Raw genomic sequence first — 15,063 nt, 5'->3', positions numbered from 1 at the left:
GTTGGCGTTAAAAATTGTCGTTATGACAAGGGAACAGGGAACAGGGAACAGGGAACAGGTTTTGGGCAACTTTACTTTTCGTTACTTATGTCGTTTTTTTCCGTTCACCTACTTAAACTACATTTATTTTTACTCAAAAACATATTTTTCTGCTACTTTCCAATACCGAGAAAACCGCTTTAAATCAATATATCCATCATATTCAAAAAACGGTTCTACAGCAAAAACTTCCAATTTTGCAGACTTTTCAATTTGATCACAAATATCACTAAACAGGGGACTAGGGCTATCTGTAGTCACCACATGATTAGTATTATGTTCTTGAGCAAAAGCTAAAACTTCTGCTGCTACATTCCCCCTGCGAATTTCTACAGGTAATTCTAGCAAACATTCGTAAATAAACGTCAGGCGTTTTAATCCAATATGCCACTTGCTAATTAAAGCATCATCCCAAACCCAAAGGGCTGGGGCTTGGGGATATTCTTGAAGTGCGGGGTTGTAGGGACTCAGACAGTCTCCATTTACCCAAACAACTGGTTTAGTCATCATCTGTGCTGATCTATGTCAATAGAAGAATATATAAAATCCAATACCCATCTTAAATCATAACGGTGAAGTTGGATCATGTGCAAAGGGCTTAAATGCTTTACATTCCTGTAAAATAAGCATTCTGGCTTCTCACGTGAATTGCGTTGTCAACATTATCAATAAATTTTTGCTCATTTTTAGCAAATCGTAACTATAGATACATACAATTATAACAACCGTGGCTAACATGATAAAAATATTTGCTCAAAATATTTGATTAATAGGAAACATCAATAATCAAAAAAACCATTGTCATTGTTCATCTTTCCCTTTTAATAAATACCAGTTGACAGGAGTTTACCTTCTTAAATAATTTACTTGACCAAAAATAATCTTTACTGCTTTAAACACAAGGCTCAATAACACTTAATCACAATTTGGTATAACTGAGGATTTAGATGGGGAATCAAAAACACTTTTGTGGTAATTTCCCAAACTACTGAATATCCGCAGTTAACCTCCTGGTGATATTTCAGCTAAACAATCAAGGAGTTAATCATGGTTCGACAAATGTGCTGGTTATCTAAGTCTAACAGTGATGATGAAAAGATTTTGTACTTGCAAACTGCATCTGGACAACCTTGGCGGCCTTATACAGCTTTTCCGCAATTTTCCGTTCCAGACTATCGTGTTCCTCGCGGTTCTAAAGGTTGGGCCACTTATCAAAAACTCTTAAAAGCAGGTTGGACTTTAGTACCTAGCGCTAGAGGCAGCGAATTTGGCGAAAGTTGCTATCTAGAGTCAACAGTGCAGGCTTCATAACTCATACTACCATCTTGTGGATTCCTTGCGCCTTTGCGTCCTGGCAGGAAATAAATTCATCAGTTACACCCGCAAGACTTTACAATGGATAAGGTGTGTTAACTGCTGTCAAGAACATTTAGAGAACATTTATATTTATGCCCCCTCGTTGGCCTCGCAAACCAGACCGCAAAGATCCAGAGTTTCGTAAACTAGATGATCGCATGAATTTCGCTGTTCATGTCGGTATTTGTGCAACTGTGACTTCGGGATTGTGGTTTTTCCACATTTTGAAAAACACTCCCTGGGAATGGCTACCAGGGTTAACAATTGGTTGGATAGGCGTATTACTACTGCATCTAATTTACATTGGTGCGATCGCTAATTACGATCAAACTCCACCAAAATCTACCTAAAGAATGAAAATTAAGCTAGGGTATTCTCACCTGTGGTAGTAGCTCAAGTCTAGCTACTTGAGTAATAATGTGAAATAAGCTAAGATATACCAATGTTACTAACAATGAGATTGTATTTATGGCTCAAATCAATACCACAGAATTACTAGAAACCCTAGCCGCAGAAATTGGTGAAAGTGTTTATATAGATATTGCTAAATGGCATCTGTATTTATCTGATGCCAGATTGCATAATACTGTGGCTGAAAAGTTGTATCCTTTAATTACTTCTTCGGCTGTTAATGAAGATCAAGTAATTGCAGTTTTAGAATCTATTACCGTCAAAGTCGGTGGTGGGAGAAAGGAACTATCTTTAATTGATTTATTACCATTACAATGTCAAGTAGCCTTAGTGGATATCTTAGAAAAATATCAACGAGAAATATAATCTTTACTTTCTTACCATTCCCATTGACAGATTTACACATTTGAATAATGGAGGTTGATCAAAATGTTTTTACAGATCAAAGATAGCCGCGATTTGGTGAAAATAGTTGATGTTCAAGAATTATTTGACCCCACTATTAAAATCGTCCATGCCCAAGATCAAGAAGGACAAGAAGAACAGGAAACGGACATTTATAAAAAGGAAGAATTAATATTTCCCTCTGGGGAAAAATTACCGCGTTGTTGGTTAGATGCCCATTATAGAGAGGCTTGCTTAACTTGATTTTAAGGCGTTGCTGAAACCAGGTATGAATTTAGGTGTAGAGACGTTCCATGGAACGTCTCTACAATCTTTACCGGAGATGTCTAATGGATAGACTAAATGAATATCAACAAATTATCCAGGAAGTATTAACTGAATATGCAGCAATTCCTTATTACCACAGAGAATTGCAAACAGAATTAATTATTGGTAAAAACGATAAAGATTATTTATTAATAACTTCTGGTTGGGAAAAAAGTGTGAGAGTTCATGCTTGTATTGTCCATATACAAATTATTAATAGTAAAATTTGGATTCAAAGGGATGGAACAGAAGATGGAATTGCTAACGATTTAGTTAATGCTGGTATTCCTAAAGATCAAATTGTTTTAGGTTTTCATCCCTTGGAAATTCGTCCTTATACAGAATATGCTGTGAGTTAAAAACAAAAATAGATCCCCGACTTCTCTAAGAAGTCTCGGATCTAAATAAATTCATTGTCAAGTAGTGAACTTAACTAAACCCCTACTTTTTCTTCTCCTGTTACACCCTCAGCACCTTGAGAAAAGGCTTTAGTAATCCAATAGGTGAAAATATGAGAAAGTAGACCTAAAGGACCTGCAAATAAACACAAAGCTATCGAGTGAATTGTCCAAATACCGGTTTTTTGTCCTTGCCAATAAATCCATCTTCCCACAAATAAATCCATGACTAAAAAATGAATCCAACCTGTAGCAGCAGCATTTTCATTACTAAAAAACTTGGCTATATCTGCCAATTGAGGATTTGATAAAGCAGCAGCATTTTCTGGAGTAATGCTAGTGACAAATAAATACAAATACCCAGCAGCTAAAACCACAAAAGGTAGATAAGATTCCATTACCTTACGAGTTACTTTCCAGTTGGGTAAAAGAATCATCAAAGCCCAAAAAGGCAAAACAAAAAGATTGGCAACGTTAAATAAATCTGTGATATTCATATTACAAAGCTACTAATTGAGATTCTATTACTGAAGATTGTAAATTACGACCGATAAAAACTAAACTGGTTTGTTTTGCTTCTTCTAGTTTCCAAGGACGATCATAAAATTTATCAAATCTATTCCCTACACCTTGCATAACTAACCGCATGGGTTTATTAGCAACAGCTACAAATCCTTTAATACGGTAAATTTCTTGTTCCTGTGCTAGTTTTTCTAATCTTGCTTGTAGCTTTTCCGGGTCAAAAGTCCGGTTTAAAATCACATGAGTTGAGTTAATTTCATCATCATGATCATGGTCTTCTTCTGTGTCGTGGTGACTAGGACGATTATCTAAATTATCTTCAACTGCGGCTGCAAATCCTAATAAGATAGATGGGTCTAATTTACCATAATCACTAGCGACAATTTTCACAACTCTCGGTAATTCTTTCTTAACTAATTCTAAAACTTCTGCTTGAGTTTCGCTATTAACTAAATCAGTTTTATTCAAAATTACTAAATCAGCACAAGCAAGTTGATCTGCAAATAATTCTTGTAATGGTGTTTCATGTTCTAGACTATCATCTTCTTGGCGTTGGGCTGCTATAGCATCTAAATCACTAGCAAATGTTCCTTCTGCAACCGCAGCACAATCTACTACTGTAATTACTGCATCTACTGTAGCAGCATTGCGGATTTCTTGCCAACGAAAGGCTTTAATTAAGGGTTTTGGTAAGGCTAAACCAGAGGTTTCAATGATAATATAATCTATACTATCTCGGCGTTTAATTAATTCCTGCATTGTGGGGTAAAATTCCTCTTGCACAGTGCAGCATAAACAGCCGTTTGTGAGTTCAAATATGTTAGTTTCTGGATTTTCTTGTAGTTCATCTTCGGGGCAAATTTGGCAAGATTTTAATAATTCTCCATCTATCCCCAGTTCGCCAAATTCGTTGACTAATACTGCTATGCGTCGTCCTTGGTTGTTTTGGAGTAAGTGACGGATAATGCTGGTTTTACCGCTTCCTAAGAAGCCAGTGATCACGGTAACGGGTATCTTTGTAGCCATGTTTTGTGTGTAGTTTTGAAATCAATTTTACCATATATTGTCACCCCAGATACCCAAATTATTCAAGAACTAAAGGATCTAGTGAGAGATAAAGTGTATCCAGTTTAAAGATAATTTAATAATGAGAGAGTGTGATATTGCTTTGCTTCCACTGAATTTTAACCGATTTAATAGTATGAAATCGGATCTAAAATTCATTGAGTGTGCTGGTCATGGTGTCACAGTTTTAGCGAGTCCTACTGTGTATGAAAACTCTATTATCGAAGGACGGACAGGTTTGATTTACCCAGGTTAAATCAAGAGTTGACAATACGAGTGCCGGAACTATTTAAGTAACTCACTCAGTTTTTAAGCTATGGGGTTTGATAACTTAAATGGTTCTCTAACAAAGAGGCTATACCTTCTGGATGAACTTTTTTATATTGCTTTTTACCTAACATTAAAACACAATTGGGGGCGCTACTACAACGTTTTTGACAATCGGTATGTTCAATTATGACTTGATCAGATAAACCGCGATCGCACAAAGTTTTTTCTAAGTCTGATAATAACCCCTTTCCACCTCGTTTCAAACAACCAGATTTTTGACATACCATAATCTTGGCTTTGGGTTGAGAAAGGGGATTTTTCAGAGGACAAAAACCAACCGCTTGAATTTGATCAGCTTGGAGTTTTAGCTTATGGCTGTGGGGGTTTAATTTACTAATAGCATTAATGCGAATTTGTTCACCAGGTAATAAAGATGAACCTAGAGAACAACGTAAATTTTTAGGAATTTTGATTTTGATATTTCCTGAGCCAATTCCCAACCGTAAATGTTTACATTTTCCTGTTTCTTTACCCACAAATCCTAAAAATTGTCCCTCAATATTTAATTCCGATAATGTCAGATATTTTTGACTCATTTTCAATAACTCAACTTTTTCTAAAGAAAATAATGAACCCCATTTTACTGGGGTAATATTGATAATTAACAGCAAGAAGGAAGAAGAAAAAAGAGATTTTCAACTTTTACCTTCTTGATATTTTCTCATTTTTTAAGAAAGACGTTTAGCTTCCACAGTTAAAGGTAAACAGCTTTTATCTGGTATTTCACTAAATTCTAATTCCCAACCATTAGCTAAAGTGAGAATTTTACCTGCTCCACTATCTGTTTGTTTGACTACTTCTTCTTCTAAGTCTTTTTTAGCGACATAGACAACTAAAGTACCAGCATCATTCATTCGCAACATTACTTTCATGTTTTTCCTCAGCAGATTCTAGTTCTCTTTTTCGACAACCGATGATGTACCCTGTTTCCAAAAAATGTACAGCATAGATATAATAAGCTTGCAAAAATGTGCCGATACTGGATACATAACCCACATCACCAATTCTTGCTAAAACTTCCCCAATTTCTCGACCGGGAAAAGTTCCATCGTTTTTGATTAGTTTCTTAACTCGGACTTTTTGACCAATTTCAAAAATAGGTTGCGAGTTCAGTTCTATTTCATCACGTTGCATGGGAATACCTTTTTTCGCTGACTAAATTTAATAATTCTTCTGTAGTGAGACTACGTTTTTTGAGAATTGATTGTTGACGAACTATATCTAAAATAGCTTGGGTTTCTTGAGAATCAAGAAAGATTCCATGCTGTTCTAATAAGTTAGATAATGAATGGCGGCCAGAGTGTTTACCTATGACTAAACGCCGTTCCCAGCCCACATCTTCAGGGGAAAATGGTTCATAGGTAATGGGGTTTTGGAGTACACCATGAGCATGAATACCAGACTCATGAGCAAAGGTATTTTCACCCACAATTGCTTTCCAAGGTTGAACGTTAGCACCGGAAGCTCTAGCAACTAATTGAGATAGTTTTAACAGATGTTGAGTTTTAATTTCTAAATCAACACCGTAGATACATTTGAGAGCCATAATTACTTCCTCTAGGGCTGCATTTCCGGCTCTTTCTCCTAATCCATTAACAGTGGTATTTACAGACATAGCACCAGCTTTGATTCCGGCTAAGGCGTTAGCAGTTGCTAGTCCAAAATCATTATGGGTGTGAATCTCAATAGGAATTGATAGGGTTGATACTAAACGCTGAACTTTTATGTGAGTGCTGAAGGGATCAAGTACCCCAACTGTATCACAAAAACGAAACCGTGACGCTCCCCATTCTTGAGATAAAAGAGCAACATCTTGGAGAAAATTTTCATCGGCTCTAGAAGAATCTTCGCCACCAACTGATACCCAAAGACCTTGATCTAATGCAAAGCTAATACAGTCTTTTAGTCTTTGTAAACTTACTCGCCATTGACCATGAAATTTAGCCGCAATTTGTACTCCAGATACAGGAATAGCAATATGTACTCGCTGCAATCCACAGGCTATAGAAGCTTTTATATCTGATAATACAGCGCGATTCCAACCTAATAATTTAGCTTGTAGATCTAAGTTACGAATGGCAACAATGGCGCGAATTTCTTCCTCTCCCATGGCGGGAATTCCTACTTCTAATTCATGGACACCAATGGTATCTAAGAATTGAGCGATCGCTACTTTCTCTTCTAAGTTAAAAGCAACACCTGCCGCCTGTTCTCCATCACGTAATGTCGTATCATTAATCATGATTTGATACATTTTAACATCCCTCTAGCGGATTTTTTTCTAATATCCTTGTTCGCTACAATTCTGAGTAAGGGTAGATGTACAATAAATACTTGATTAAGCAAATAAATCATGAATCATGATTTACGATCCTTAATTATTACTCCAATATTTTTGTTGCATCTGTATGATAGAAAACCAAAAATTGGTATCACTTATCAAATATTTTTGGTGTTATTATTCGTGGATTTTGTCAGCAGCCAATAACCCAGATAAACATTAACAAATCCTGTAAAAAATAACATACTCATGCCAGCAATTAAGCTAGTAATCATAATTTTACCTCTTATGTTCACTGATAATTTTTCATCTACCTTAACTAAGAATGTTCTGCAAGCCAATCAAAAATTCTGTCTAATTGCTGTAAATCCACTAAACCATATTGCCAAAGCAGCATCGGTAAAGGACAATGATTAAATTCAGGGTGTCGCGTTGCTACTGCAATATCAGCCGTGGAAAGTGCTAGTTCTTTTTGTAGGAATTGCAATAACTTCTTATTACTACTATTAATCACCATAATTGGACATTGACAATCGAAATCAATATAAAGTACAAATTATTCCCATAAGCAACGACTAATTATTTTAGTTTTAGCAAACTGGGTGAACCTAAGCTTAGGTGAATTATCTTGAATATGCAAGATAGTTTGTGAGCGAACAATGACTTATGATTGATATGCTTTTGATTAGACATTCCCAAAATCATTAATAGTCATCATTCATACTGATCAAAACTCCACACCGTTACACAAACAATTCTCTAACCATGTCACCAATTGATGACGAGAAGCAAAAAATTGCATTAATGTACTACGAACTAGAATCGCTTCTTGGAGGTTATTCACTTGGATACGTAAAGACCCATCCGGGGGACAGGAACAAGAAATCATTAACTCTTGCAAACGGTGATAAATACACCATCTATCACCTAAAGGAATTTGCAAAATTTGTTCACCAATATTTAAAAAATTACAATTGTGTGGCATGAGTAATTCAAACTAGATAAAGTTGACTTTATTAATCATCTTGATGATGATTTGTGAGAGTTTGTATTTGTTTTTCCATTTGGTCAATCCGGGAAAGTAAAGAACGAATTACACCTGCTTTTATATCGGGTAATTTGTCATGTTCTAAGGGTGAAATGTGGTTATTAGACTTACGAGAAATAATCCTTCCCGGAACACCTACTACAGTGGCATCTGGAGGCACATCACTCAAGACAATTGAACCTGCACCAATACGAACGCGATCGCTAATTTGAATATTTCCTAATACTTTCGCACCAGCACCGACGACAACATTATCACCTAAAGTAGGATGACGTTTACCGCTTTCTTTACCAGTTCCTCCCAATGTTACACCCTGATAAATAAGAACATTATCTCCGATAATGGCAGTTTCACCAATTACCACACCCATGCCATGATCAATAAATACACCTTTGCCAATTTTTGCCCCTGGGTGAATTTCAATTCCTGTCAAAAACCGTCCCCAATGGGAGATAAACCGAGGAATAAAACTCACTTTATGCAGGTGTAACCAATGGGCAAGACGATGTAAACAAAGAGCATGAAACCCAGGATAACAAAATATAACCTCTAACCAATTATGAGCGGCTGGATCACGCTCAAAAATAATCCAAAAATCACTAATTAACGGTTCTAAAAATAGTCCAGAAGTTTCATGTTTTTTCAGCTTTGTATTGACATTTTCGGTTTTACTGATACTGTTTAAAGACTGGTGCATTGATACTGTGAGGTGAAAATATCCTGTAGTGTTTTCATGCTTATATCAGATAACTTTCCAAGGGACAAAATTAGTAACGCAGATTAGATTTATTAAATTTATTACCTTTGTACTCAATAGGTTTAAACCCCTCTTTAACAGAACTTTACATTTTCTGTTGGGGTAGGGGTACTAGCTTTTTCTAACTGGGGTACTGGTATTTTTGGTTTAGAGATGCAGCATTTTTGTACTCAAAACAAATCCCTTAACCTGTAAGACTTTGCAGCTATTTAGGTAAGATCTTTTCAGATATATTAAGTTGTACTCATTGCTTCAGAATCGTTGCTTGGATGACAGTAAAAATAGATTTTATGTATTAGCTAATACTATTATTATTATTTTATGGGTTGGCTTGATCAAAGCTGGATTTCTTTATTTTGTTTTATGGGTTGTTAACTGTATCTGGGAATACAAAAGACATTTTGTGAAAATTATCGTAGGAACAATTCATGAATTGTCCCTACAATAGTTTCAGGTTATGCACATTTAATTTTTGTTATTCAAACCCAATACCTGATGCTTATTTCATATTAGCCCGTGCATCCCTAACTGCGGCAATAAAAAAGAACCCAGTCAGAGGAATGCTCAAAGCTAGAATAATAGCGGTAGTTAGGACACCAAAATCTGGTTCTCCATAACTTAGTTCAAAAACCGAACCAACAGCCGCAATGGCTGTTACACAAGCACCACCTAAAAATAAACCGCTTTTTGGAGTTAAATACACTACTAGACCACCCTATGCTACTGGTTTGACCGCTTGATATGAAAAGCCATTTTTAGATAACTCCTGAGCTAAAGTCAAGGAATTTTCTACACGATCTACAAATACCACGCCATTGAGGTGATCTAATTCATGTAAAATACAACGACCAAGTAAATCATCAGCCTTTAATGTTTGCGGACGGCCATACTCGTCTTTATAGGCTATTGTCACCTCTTCTGGACGTTTTACATCTAAAAAGACGTTGGGAATACTCAAACACCCTTCCTGAGCCACACAGAGCTTACTACTCACCTGTTTAATGGTAGGGTTAATTAATACTAATGGCGCGTGGGTTGGATCATCGGGTTTACAATCAATAACAATTAGCTGTTTATTAATACCAACTTGAGGTGCAGCCAAACCAATACCATCTGAGCTATACATAGTTTGCAGCATTTCACGCACTAGTTGGCGGAGTTCATCATCTATTTTAGTCACACGCTTTGCTGGTTGACGCAAAACTCGATCACCTAAGTAGTGCATTTGCAAAGGTGGATTTTTTAACTTTTTCTTCTCGACAGCAATATCAGAGGGCATGGTTCTTGATGGCTTTATAATGAATAATCTAGTTTGATTCTATCGTTAGTGGTCAGTGGTCAGTGGTCAGTTGTCAGTTGTCAGTTGTCAGTTGTCAGTGGTTAGTGGTTAGTTGTCAGTGGTCAGTGGTTAGTTGTCAGTGGTCAGTGGTTAGTTGTCAGTGGTTAGTTGTCAGTTATTCGTTTTTGAACAAGAATTTTTACTAATTACCAAGACTAAACCTCAAGTTAAATCAAATAACAAGGACTTTGCAAGGCTTGTTTCAGTAAAAGATGATATTCACTATTACTGATATTATAAGCGCCAAATCTAAATAAATGGGGATTCATCATTTGGGCATCAAATAATAAAAATTTCCTCTGACGCAATCTGGCTACTAATTTCACCATTGCGACTTTAGAACCTTCGGAAATGTTGAAAAACATGGATTCACCAATAAAAGCACCACCAATCACAATTCCTAAAATTCCCCCCGCTAATTGATCACCAGACCAGGTTTCAAAACTATACGCATATCCCGACTTGTAAAGTAACCAATATATCTTTTCTAATTCTGGAGAAATCCAAGTTATGTCACGATTAGCACATCCAGCCACTACACCCAGAAAGTCACGGTTAACTGCTACAGTGAACCGTTCTTGGTTGAGAACTCGCTGTAATGACTTGGGATAGCGAAATTTTTCATCCAAAGGAATTAAAGTTCGTTCCCGACTTTCATACCATCCCAGATGATTATTCTCATCAGCCATGAGAAAATAACCTTGGGCATAACCGCGAATAATAGCACTAACATCATATTCCATAATTGAGTGAATCATCCCAAAAATCCCCATCTGAACGCAATGGACTGTTATCAGTATTCCCTTGCGAAGTTTTAAGAGACTAACCTGGTAAACAAAATCTATTTAAAATATACAAACATGACTCAAACAATTCCACCCATTACCCTACCACCTTCGGAAAATCCCCAGGAAGAAGGAGAATGGTTACAACAAAACTTACTACATTGGCTTGATAATGAGTTTATTCCTGAAGTAATCAATCAAAATATTGCTCAACGCGCATCACAGATTTTTGTTAGACAACGCATGGAAGGAGAAAACGACTTAGGTTCTCTAGTAATTGCCATTGTCACAGAAATGCAGTGCTATGATTTTTCTAAAAGCTTTTTTGGAGAGTTTGCGATCGCCAACGCCGTTAGCGATCTACTATTAGATAGCCTGGGAATTGATCATTGTTGTGGTCAATAGTATCTGAGTTATTGGTCAGTGGTTATTGATCATTAGTCATTACAACTGACCACTGACTACCAACTACCAACTAGACTTAACAACACCAGGTAAAAGACCTTCATGGGCCCATTCTCTCAGCACGTTCCGAGATAGTCCAAAATCACGGTATACACCTCTAGGACGACCGGTTAACCAGCAGCGGTTATGTTTGCGTGTAGGCGCACTGTTACGGGGTAACTGTTGAATTTTGCGGTGAACTTCTAGCTTCAGCAATGGAGATTCTGCTGTTCTGAACTCTTCTAATAGTGCTTCCCGCTTTTCGGCGTATTTTTCCACCATTTTAGCGCGTTTCTTCTCGCGCTCAATCATACTCTTCTTTGCCATGAATTCCCTAATTTAATTAAAGACACCATTCCCCATTCTACACTCTCCTGGAGAATTATAGGGAAAATAGGAAAATTTCCACAACCGATACTCCTAAATATCACTTTCTCGGACTTTGGGACTCTGGGAGGGACAAATTCATCTCACACAAGTCAGCCAGGTGACAAACATCACAACCAGGAGATCGGGATTTACACACAGCCCGGCCATGATAAATTAATCTAATTGACCAATTTTCCCAGTCTGGTTGGGGTAATAACTGCATCAAATCTTTTTCAATTCCCACCGGTTCAGTATTTTTTGTTAACCCCAAACGTTGAGTCAAGCGCTTAACATGAGTATCTACCGTCACTCCAGCATTAATACCATAAGCATGGGCTAAAACCACATTTGCGGTTTTGCGTGCTACCCCCGGAAGTTTTAATAATTGTTCCATTTGATTAGGAACAATAGAGTTAAAATCATTAACAATCATCTGACAAGCAGCTTTGATATTTTTGGCTTTGTTATGATAAAAACCCGTTGAACGAACTAACTCCTCCAATTCTAATATATCAGCATTTGCTAAACCTTTCGCATCAGGAAATCGTTTGAACAATGCGGGTGTCACCTTGTTTACACGCTCATCTGTACATTGAGCGGAAAGAATAGTTGCTACTAATAATTGTACAGGTGTTGAGTAATTTAAAGAGCAGGTTGCATCTGGATAAAGATAGTGAAGACGGGAAAGAATTTCTAAAGCCCGTTGTTTTTTAGTTAATGATTTACGAGTCAATCAATTTTCAATTTTGAGTGGTTAAGTAGGTTGGCGTTAAAAGTTGTCGTTATGACAAGGGAACAGGGAACAGGGAACAGGGAACAGGGAAGAGGCTTCGCCGTGAGCGTCAGCCGAACGGTTTTGGGTAACTTTACTTTTCGTTACTTATGTCGGTTTTTTTCCGTTCACCTACTTATTTACCATACCAATTTTATGTGAGGCTGCACAAAAAAATAATCATCCGTATTTATCTGCGGTGAATTATTCTTAAATCCTAATTCTTGCAGCTTCATCATAATTTGGTATTAGCAGCCAGGTGATCATTTGAGGATATTTACTGTAACAATTTTTGCACCCATTCTAACTGAGTTGTTTCTTTAACAATTAAGAAAATACCCAATCCTAAAAGTAAGAATAAACCAGTTTGCATGACACTTTCTTGAATTTTGTTAGGTAAAGGTTTACCAAATAAACCTTCAATTAATAAAAAGGCTAATTGTCCACCATCTAAAGCGGGAAGAGGCAAAATATTAATAATTGCCAAGTTAATGCTAATAATTGCCGCAAAAGAGAATAAATTTGTGCTATCACTAGCGGCTAATTGTGCGCCAATTTGGACAATTTTCACAGGTCCTGAAACTTGCCCGACAGTGTTCCCAAAATTAGTAATTAACTGTCCAAAACCTTTAAATGTGCCTACAACTAACTGTTGAAAACGATTAGCAGCAACTTTGAGAATCTCTGTAATATTTTGGGGACGACGATAGTTTGCTTTACCATTGGCTACTAATTCAATTCCGACGACACCTTTACCGTCAGCACCTTGTTTAGGTGTGATTTTCAGATGAGTTTGTTGATTTTCATGTTGAATTTTCAGGTCAACTTCTTGATTAGGGTGGGTTTGAATTTCCTTTGTTAATAATGTGGTTGCGTCTTTACCTAAAGGAATTTCTTGACCATTTACAGCCAGAATAATGTCACCTTCTCGAATCCCTGCTTGGTAAGCAATAGATTGTTCATTTACAGGTTTGACAACCACACCTGGTTGATACTGAAATTCTTGAGGTATACCAACGATTCCCAATTGCAAAGCCAACATTAAATAAGCAAAGATTAAATTGGCGATTACGCCCGCACTAATAACAATGGCACGGTCTAAAACAGGGCGGTTACGCAACAAATTCGGGTCATTGGGGGGAATTTGGCTATCTGGATCATCATCAGGAAAGCCGACAAAGCCACCCAAGGGGAAAGCGCGGATGGTATATTCGGTTTGTGATCCTTGGTACTTTAAAAGCGTCGGTCCAAAACCCAGAGAAAAGCGGTTAACGTAAATGCCTTGAGAACGGGCGGCCATGAAATGTCCCAACTCATGTACTAAGATCAAAATAGCCAAAACTGCGATCGCTGCTAAAACTGACATAGAGCTTAATCAAAATATTCGGATATATATTCTTATTGTACTTTGGAAATGGGCGCACAGAGAATATCTGCTGATGCCAATTTTTGATCTGTTGTCTAATCCAATCCCGAAAACAGCGAATTATGGCAATTTCGTCTATTTTCAGGCTTTGAGGTCAAAAAAAACGGTAAATATCTGTAGTTATGGGCAAATTTACCACTCTAATTCCCCATAATAATAGCATAGAATTTGATTTTTTGTCTGATAGCGAAGCGTGGCGTTAGCCATATCAGGATGTCCAGGATTTGAGGATGTACAGGATGTTTTTTAATTTTTAATATTTATCTATATTTTTAGAAATTGCATTTTGTCTGAATCAGGATGTCCAGGATGGTTTTTTAATATTCATCTACATTTTGAGAAATTACATTTTATTAACTTACTCTGCCCAATTTTCTAATGAGAGTTTAGGAATGCGATAAAATTCGTGGATATTGTTAGTAACCAGAGTAACACCTAAGCTCATTGCATGAGCAGCAATTAACATATCCATTGGTCCAATAACAAGCCCTTTACTTTCTAAATCACTTCTAACACATCCATAAATTACTGCTGCATCTTGACTAAATTCAATAATTTCTAAAGGAAGTAAAAACTGCATAAGGGCATTTTTATTTTTCTCTTGTTGCTGACTTTTATAAACACCATATTCTAATTCAGCAACGGTAATGGAAGAAATACCAATATCAGTAATAGACAAAGTTTGAAATTTTGATATTACTTTTTCTGGTTTTTGCTTAATCAGATAAATACAGATGTTGGTATCGAGAAGATATTGCATTTAAAACTCCTCTCTTTTATCAATAGGAAGTTGATTTCTAGTCATCATAAAATCATCAGAAAATTGATTTAAACTATCAATTAAAGTTTGCCAAGGGTTATCTTTACTAATAAGAATAATGGCATTACCAATTTTTTTGATATAAACTTCTGTACCTGTCATTTTAAAATCTGGGGGTAATATCACTGTTTGATGAGTACCGTCACTGCTAAGTTTGGCTGTATTCATGATTATTTCCTCTCATTAATGC

At 36.6% G+C, this 15,063-nt stretch carries 27 protein-coding genes; 9 read left to right on the top strand and 18 right to left on the bottom strand.

Going from position 1 to position 15,063, the window contains the following annotated elements:
* A partial coding sequence (locus ACIR310F_RS26700) for a hypothetical protein (protein WP_231387427.1) occupies nucleotides 1-183 on the top strand: 183 nt, incomplete at its 5' end.
* Here the strand turns inward: ACIR310F_RS26700 and ACIR310F_RS0107705 are convergent.
* Nucleotides 130-546 (bottom strand): DNA polymerase, encoded by a 417-nt coding sequence (locus ACIR310F_RS0107705; protein ID WP_028083326.1) that lies wholly within the window; start codon nucleotides 544-546, stop codon nucleotides 130-132. The genes ACIR310F_RS26700 and ACIR310F_RS0107705 overlap by 54 nt on opposite strands.
* A gap of 540 nt (nucleotides 547-1,086) precedes the next feature.
* Here ACIR310F_RS0107705 and ACIR310F_RS0107700 point away from each other — a divergent pair.
* The 5 genes from ACIR310F_RS0107700 to ACIR310F_RS0107680 all read left to right on the top strand — a co-directional run bounded on the left by ACIR310F_RS0107700 (nucleotide 1,087) and on the right by ACIR310F_RS0107680 (nucleotide 2,876).
* On the top strand, nucleotides 1,087-1,350 hold the full coding sequence (locus ACIR310F_RS0107700; protein WP_028083325.1) for a hypothetical protein: 264 nt from the start codon (nucleotides 1,087-1,089) through the stop codon (nucleotides 1,348-1,350).
* A 137-nt stretch (nucleotides 1,351-1,487) separates the two neighbouring features.
* Entirely contained in the window at nucleotides 1,488-1,745 is a 258-nt protein-coding gene (locus ACIR310F_RS0107695) for a hypothetical protein (protein ID WP_028083324.1), read from the top strand.
* A gap of 118 nt (nucleotides 1,746-1,863) precedes the next feature.
* Nucleotides 1,864-2,172 carry a DUF3181 family protein gene (locus tag ACIR310F_RS0107690; RefSeq protein ID WP_028083323.1) on the top strand — a complete coding sequence of 103 codons (309 nt, stop codon included), beginning with the start codon at nucleotides 1,864-1,866 and terminating at the stop codon, nucleotides 2,170-2,172.
* 63 nt (nucleotides 2,173-2,235) lie between these two features.
* Nucleotides 2,236-2,454, top strand: coding sequence for a hypothetical protein (locus ACIR310F_RS0107685; protein WP_028083322.1), 219 nt, complete (start codon nucleotides 2,236-2,238; stop codon nucleotides 2,452-2,454).
* An 86-nt stretch (nucleotides 2,455-2,540) separates the two neighbouring features.
* A complete protein-coding gene (locus ACIR310F_RS0107680; RefSeq protein ID WP_028083321.1) occupies nucleotides 2,541-2,876 on the top strand; it encodes a XisI protein in 336 nt (111 codons plus the stop codon).
* A 74-nt stretch (nucleotides 2,877-2,950) separates the two neighbouring features.
* On the opposite strand, the gene ACIR310F_RS0107675 is transcribed toward ACIR310F_RS0107680, so the two are convergent.
* The 11 genes from ACIR310F_RS0107675 to def all read right to left on the bottom strand — a co-directional run bounded on the left by ACIR310F_RS0107675 (nucleotide 2,951) and on the right by def (nucleotide 10,197).
* Complete coding sequence (locus ACIR310F_RS0107675) at nucleotides 2,951-3,412, bottom strand: ABA4-like family protein (protein WP_028083320.1); 462 nt, start codon at nucleotides 3,410-3,412, stop codon at nucleotides 2,951-2,953.
* Between the two features lies 1 nt (nucleotide 3,413).
* Nucleotides 3,414-4,463: a cobalamin biosynthesis protein CobW gene (cobW, locus tag ACIR310F_RS0107670; protein WP_028083319.1), complete on the bottom strand. Its 1,050-nt coding sequence runs from the start codon at nucleotides 4,461-4,463 to the stop codon at nucleotides 3,414-3,416.
* Between the two features lie 353 nt (nucleotides 4,464-4,816).
* Nucleotides 4,817-5,368, bottom strand: a complete 552-nt coding sequence (locus ACIR310F_RS0107660; protein WP_028083318.1) for a (2Fe-2S) ferredoxin domain-containing protein — start codon at nucleotides 5,366-5,368, stop codon at nucleotides 4,817-4,819.
* A 132-nt stretch (nucleotides 5,369-5,500) separates the two neighbouring features.
* Complete coding sequence (gene nifT, locus ACIR310F_RS0107655) at nucleotides 5,501-5,704, bottom strand: putative nitrogen fixation protein NifT (RefSeq protein ID WP_028083317.1); 204 nt, start codon at nucleotides 5,702-5,704, stop codon at nucleotides 5,501-5,503.
* Nucleotides 5,679-5,966, bottom strand: a complete 288-nt coding sequence (locus ACIR310F_RS0107650; RefSeq protein WP_028083316.1) for a nitrogen fixation protein NifZ — start codon at nucleotides 5,964-5,966, stop codon at nucleotides 5,679-5,681. The genes nifT and ACIR310F_RS0107650 overlap by 26 nt, the downstream gene beginning before the upstream one ends.
* Nucleotides 5,956-7,086: a homocitrate synthase gene (gene nifV, locus ACIR310F_RS0107645; RefSeq protein WP_028083315.1), complete on the bottom strand. Its 1,131-nt coding sequence runs from the start codon at nucleotides 7,084-7,086 to the stop codon at nucleotides 5,956-5,958. Before nifV ends, ACIR310F_RS0107650 begins: the two co-directional genes overlap by 11 nt.
* A gap of 346 nt (nucleotides 7,087-7,432) precedes the next feature.
* The gene (locus ACIR310F_RS0107640) at nucleotides 7,433-7,630 is read right to left on the bottom strand and encodes a DUF2949 domain-containing protein (RefSeq protein WP_028083314.1); all 198 of its coding nucleotides are present in this window, start codon (nucleotides 7,628-7,630) and stop codon (nucleotides 7,433-7,435) included.
* Between the two features lie 210 nt (nucleotides 7,631-7,840).
* The gene (locus ACIR310F_RS0107635) at nucleotides 7,841-8,098 is read right to left on the bottom strand and encodes an Asr1405/Asl0597 family protein (RefSeq protein WP_035367753.1); all 258 of its coding nucleotides are present in this window, start codon (nucleotides 8,096-8,098) and stop codon (nucleotides 7,841-7,843) included.
* Nucleotides 8,099-8,129: 31 nt separating this feature from the next.
* On the bottom strand, nucleotides 8,130-8,858 hold the full coding sequence (cysE, locus tag ACIR310F_RS0107630) for a serine O-acetyltransferase (protein WP_028083312.1): 729 nt from the start codon (nucleotides 8,856-8,858) through the stop codon (nucleotides 8,130-8,132).
* A 559-nt stretch (nucleotides 8,859-9,417) separates the two neighbouring features.
* Nucleotides 9,418-9,621 (bottom strand): hypothetical protein, encoded by a 204-nt coding sequence (locus ACIR310F_RS0107620; RefSeq protein ID WP_028083310.1) that lies wholly within the window; start codon nucleotides 9,619-9,621, stop codon nucleotides 9,418-9,420.
* A 12-nt stretch (nucleotides 9,622-9,633) separates the two neighbouring features.
* Nucleotides 9,634-10,197 (bottom strand): peptide deformylase, encoded by a 564-nt coding sequence (gene def, locus ACIR310F_RS0107615; RefSeq protein WP_028083309.1) that lies wholly within the window; start codon nucleotides 10,195-10,197, stop codon nucleotides 9,634-9,636.
* 62 nt (nucleotides 10,198-10,259) lie between these two features.
* Between def and ACIR310F_RS25360 the strand changes: the two genes are divergently transcribed.
* A complete protein-coding gene (locus tag ACIR310F_RS25360; protein WP_155963674.1) occupies nucleotides 10,260-10,403 on the top strand; it encodes a hypothetical protein in 144 nt (47 codons plus the stop codon).
* Nucleotides 10,404-10,424: 21 nt separating this feature from the next.
* Here ACIR310F_RS25360 and aat read toward each other — a convergent pair whose 3' ends face one another.
* Nucleotides 10,425-11,000 (bottom strand): leucyl/phenylalanyl-tRNA--protein transferase, encoded by a 576-nt coding sequence (gene aat / locus ACIR310F_RS0107610; protein WP_028083308.1) that lies wholly within the window; start codon nucleotides 10,998-11,000, stop codon nucleotides 10,425-10,427.
* A gap of 117 nt (nucleotides 11,001-11,117) precedes the next feature.
* On the opposite strand from aat, the gene ACIR310F_RS0107605 reads away from it, so the two are divergent.
* Complete coding sequence (locus ACIR310F_RS0107605) at nucleotides 11,118-11,447, top strand: hypothetical protein (RefSeq protein WP_028083307.1); 330 nt, start codon at nucleotides 11,118-11,120, stop codon at nucleotides 11,445-11,447.
* A gap of 63 nt (nucleotides 11,448-11,510) precedes the next feature.
* On the opposite strand, the gene rpsN is transcribed toward ACIR310F_RS0107605, so the two are convergent.
* The gene (gene rpsN / locus ACIR310F_RS0107600) at nucleotides 11,511-11,813 is read right to left on the bottom strand and encodes a 30S ribosomal protein S14 (RefSeq protein ID WP_028083306.1); all 303 of its coding nucleotides are present in this window, start codon (nucleotides 11,811-11,813) and stop codon (nucleotides 11,511-11,513) included.
* Nucleotides 11,814-11,913: 100 nt separating this feature from the next.
* Nucleotides 11,914-12,588, bottom strand: a complete 675-nt coding sequence (gene nth, locus ACIR310F_RS0107595; RefSeq protein ID WP_028083305.1) for an endonuclease III — start codon at nucleotides 12,586-12,588, stop codon at nucleotides 11,914-11,916.
* A gap of 51 nt (nucleotides 12,589-12,639) precedes the next feature.
* On the opposite strand from nth, the gene ACIR310F_RS26100 reads away from it, so the two are divergent.
* Nucleotides 12,640-12,789 (top strand): hypothetical protein, encoded by a 150-nt coding sequence (locus tag ACIR310F_RS26100; RefSeq protein ID WP_196803184.1) that lies wholly within the window; start codon nucleotides 12,640-12,642, stop codon nucleotides 12,787-12,789.
* Between the two features lie 115 nt (nucleotides 12,790-12,904).
* On the opposite strand, the gene rseP is transcribed toward ACIR310F_RS26100, so the two are convergent.
* The 3 genes from rseP to ACIR310F_RS0107580 form a co-directional block, all read right to left on the bottom strand.
* Nucleotides 12,905-13,993: an RIP metalloprotease RseP gene (rseP, locus tag ACIR310F_RS0107590; protein ID WP_028083304.1), complete on the bottom strand. Its 1,089-nt coding sequence runs from the start codon at nucleotides 13,991-13,993 to the stop codon at nucleotides 12,905-12,907.
* Nucleotides 13,994-14,411: 418 nt separating this feature from the next.
* Nucleotides 14,412-14,813 (bottom strand): type II toxin-antitoxin system tRNA(fMet)-specific endonuclease VapC, encoded by a 402-nt coding sequence (vapC, locus tag ACIR310F_RS0107585; protein WP_028083303.1) that lies wholly within the window; start codon nucleotides 14,811-14,813, stop codon nucleotides 14,412-14,414.
* Nucleotides 14,814-15,041: an antitoxin gene (locus tag ACIR310F_RS0107580; protein WP_028083302.1), complete on the bottom strand. Its 228-nt coding sequence runs from the start codon at nucleotides 15,039-15,041 to the stop codon at nucleotides 14,814-14,816.
* Nucleotides 15,042-15,063 lie beyond the last annotated feature (22 nt).

It is taken from the genome of Dolichospermum circinale AWQC310F, assembly GCF_000426925.1.
GTDB classification, from domain to species: domain Bacteria; phylum Cyanobacteriota; class Cyanobacteriia; order Cyanobacteriales; family Nostocaceae; genus Dolichospermum; species Dolichospermum circinale.
The sequence above is the reverse complement of the archived record's forward strand: the minus strand, read 5'-3'. Positions and strand labels throughout refer to the sequence as shown.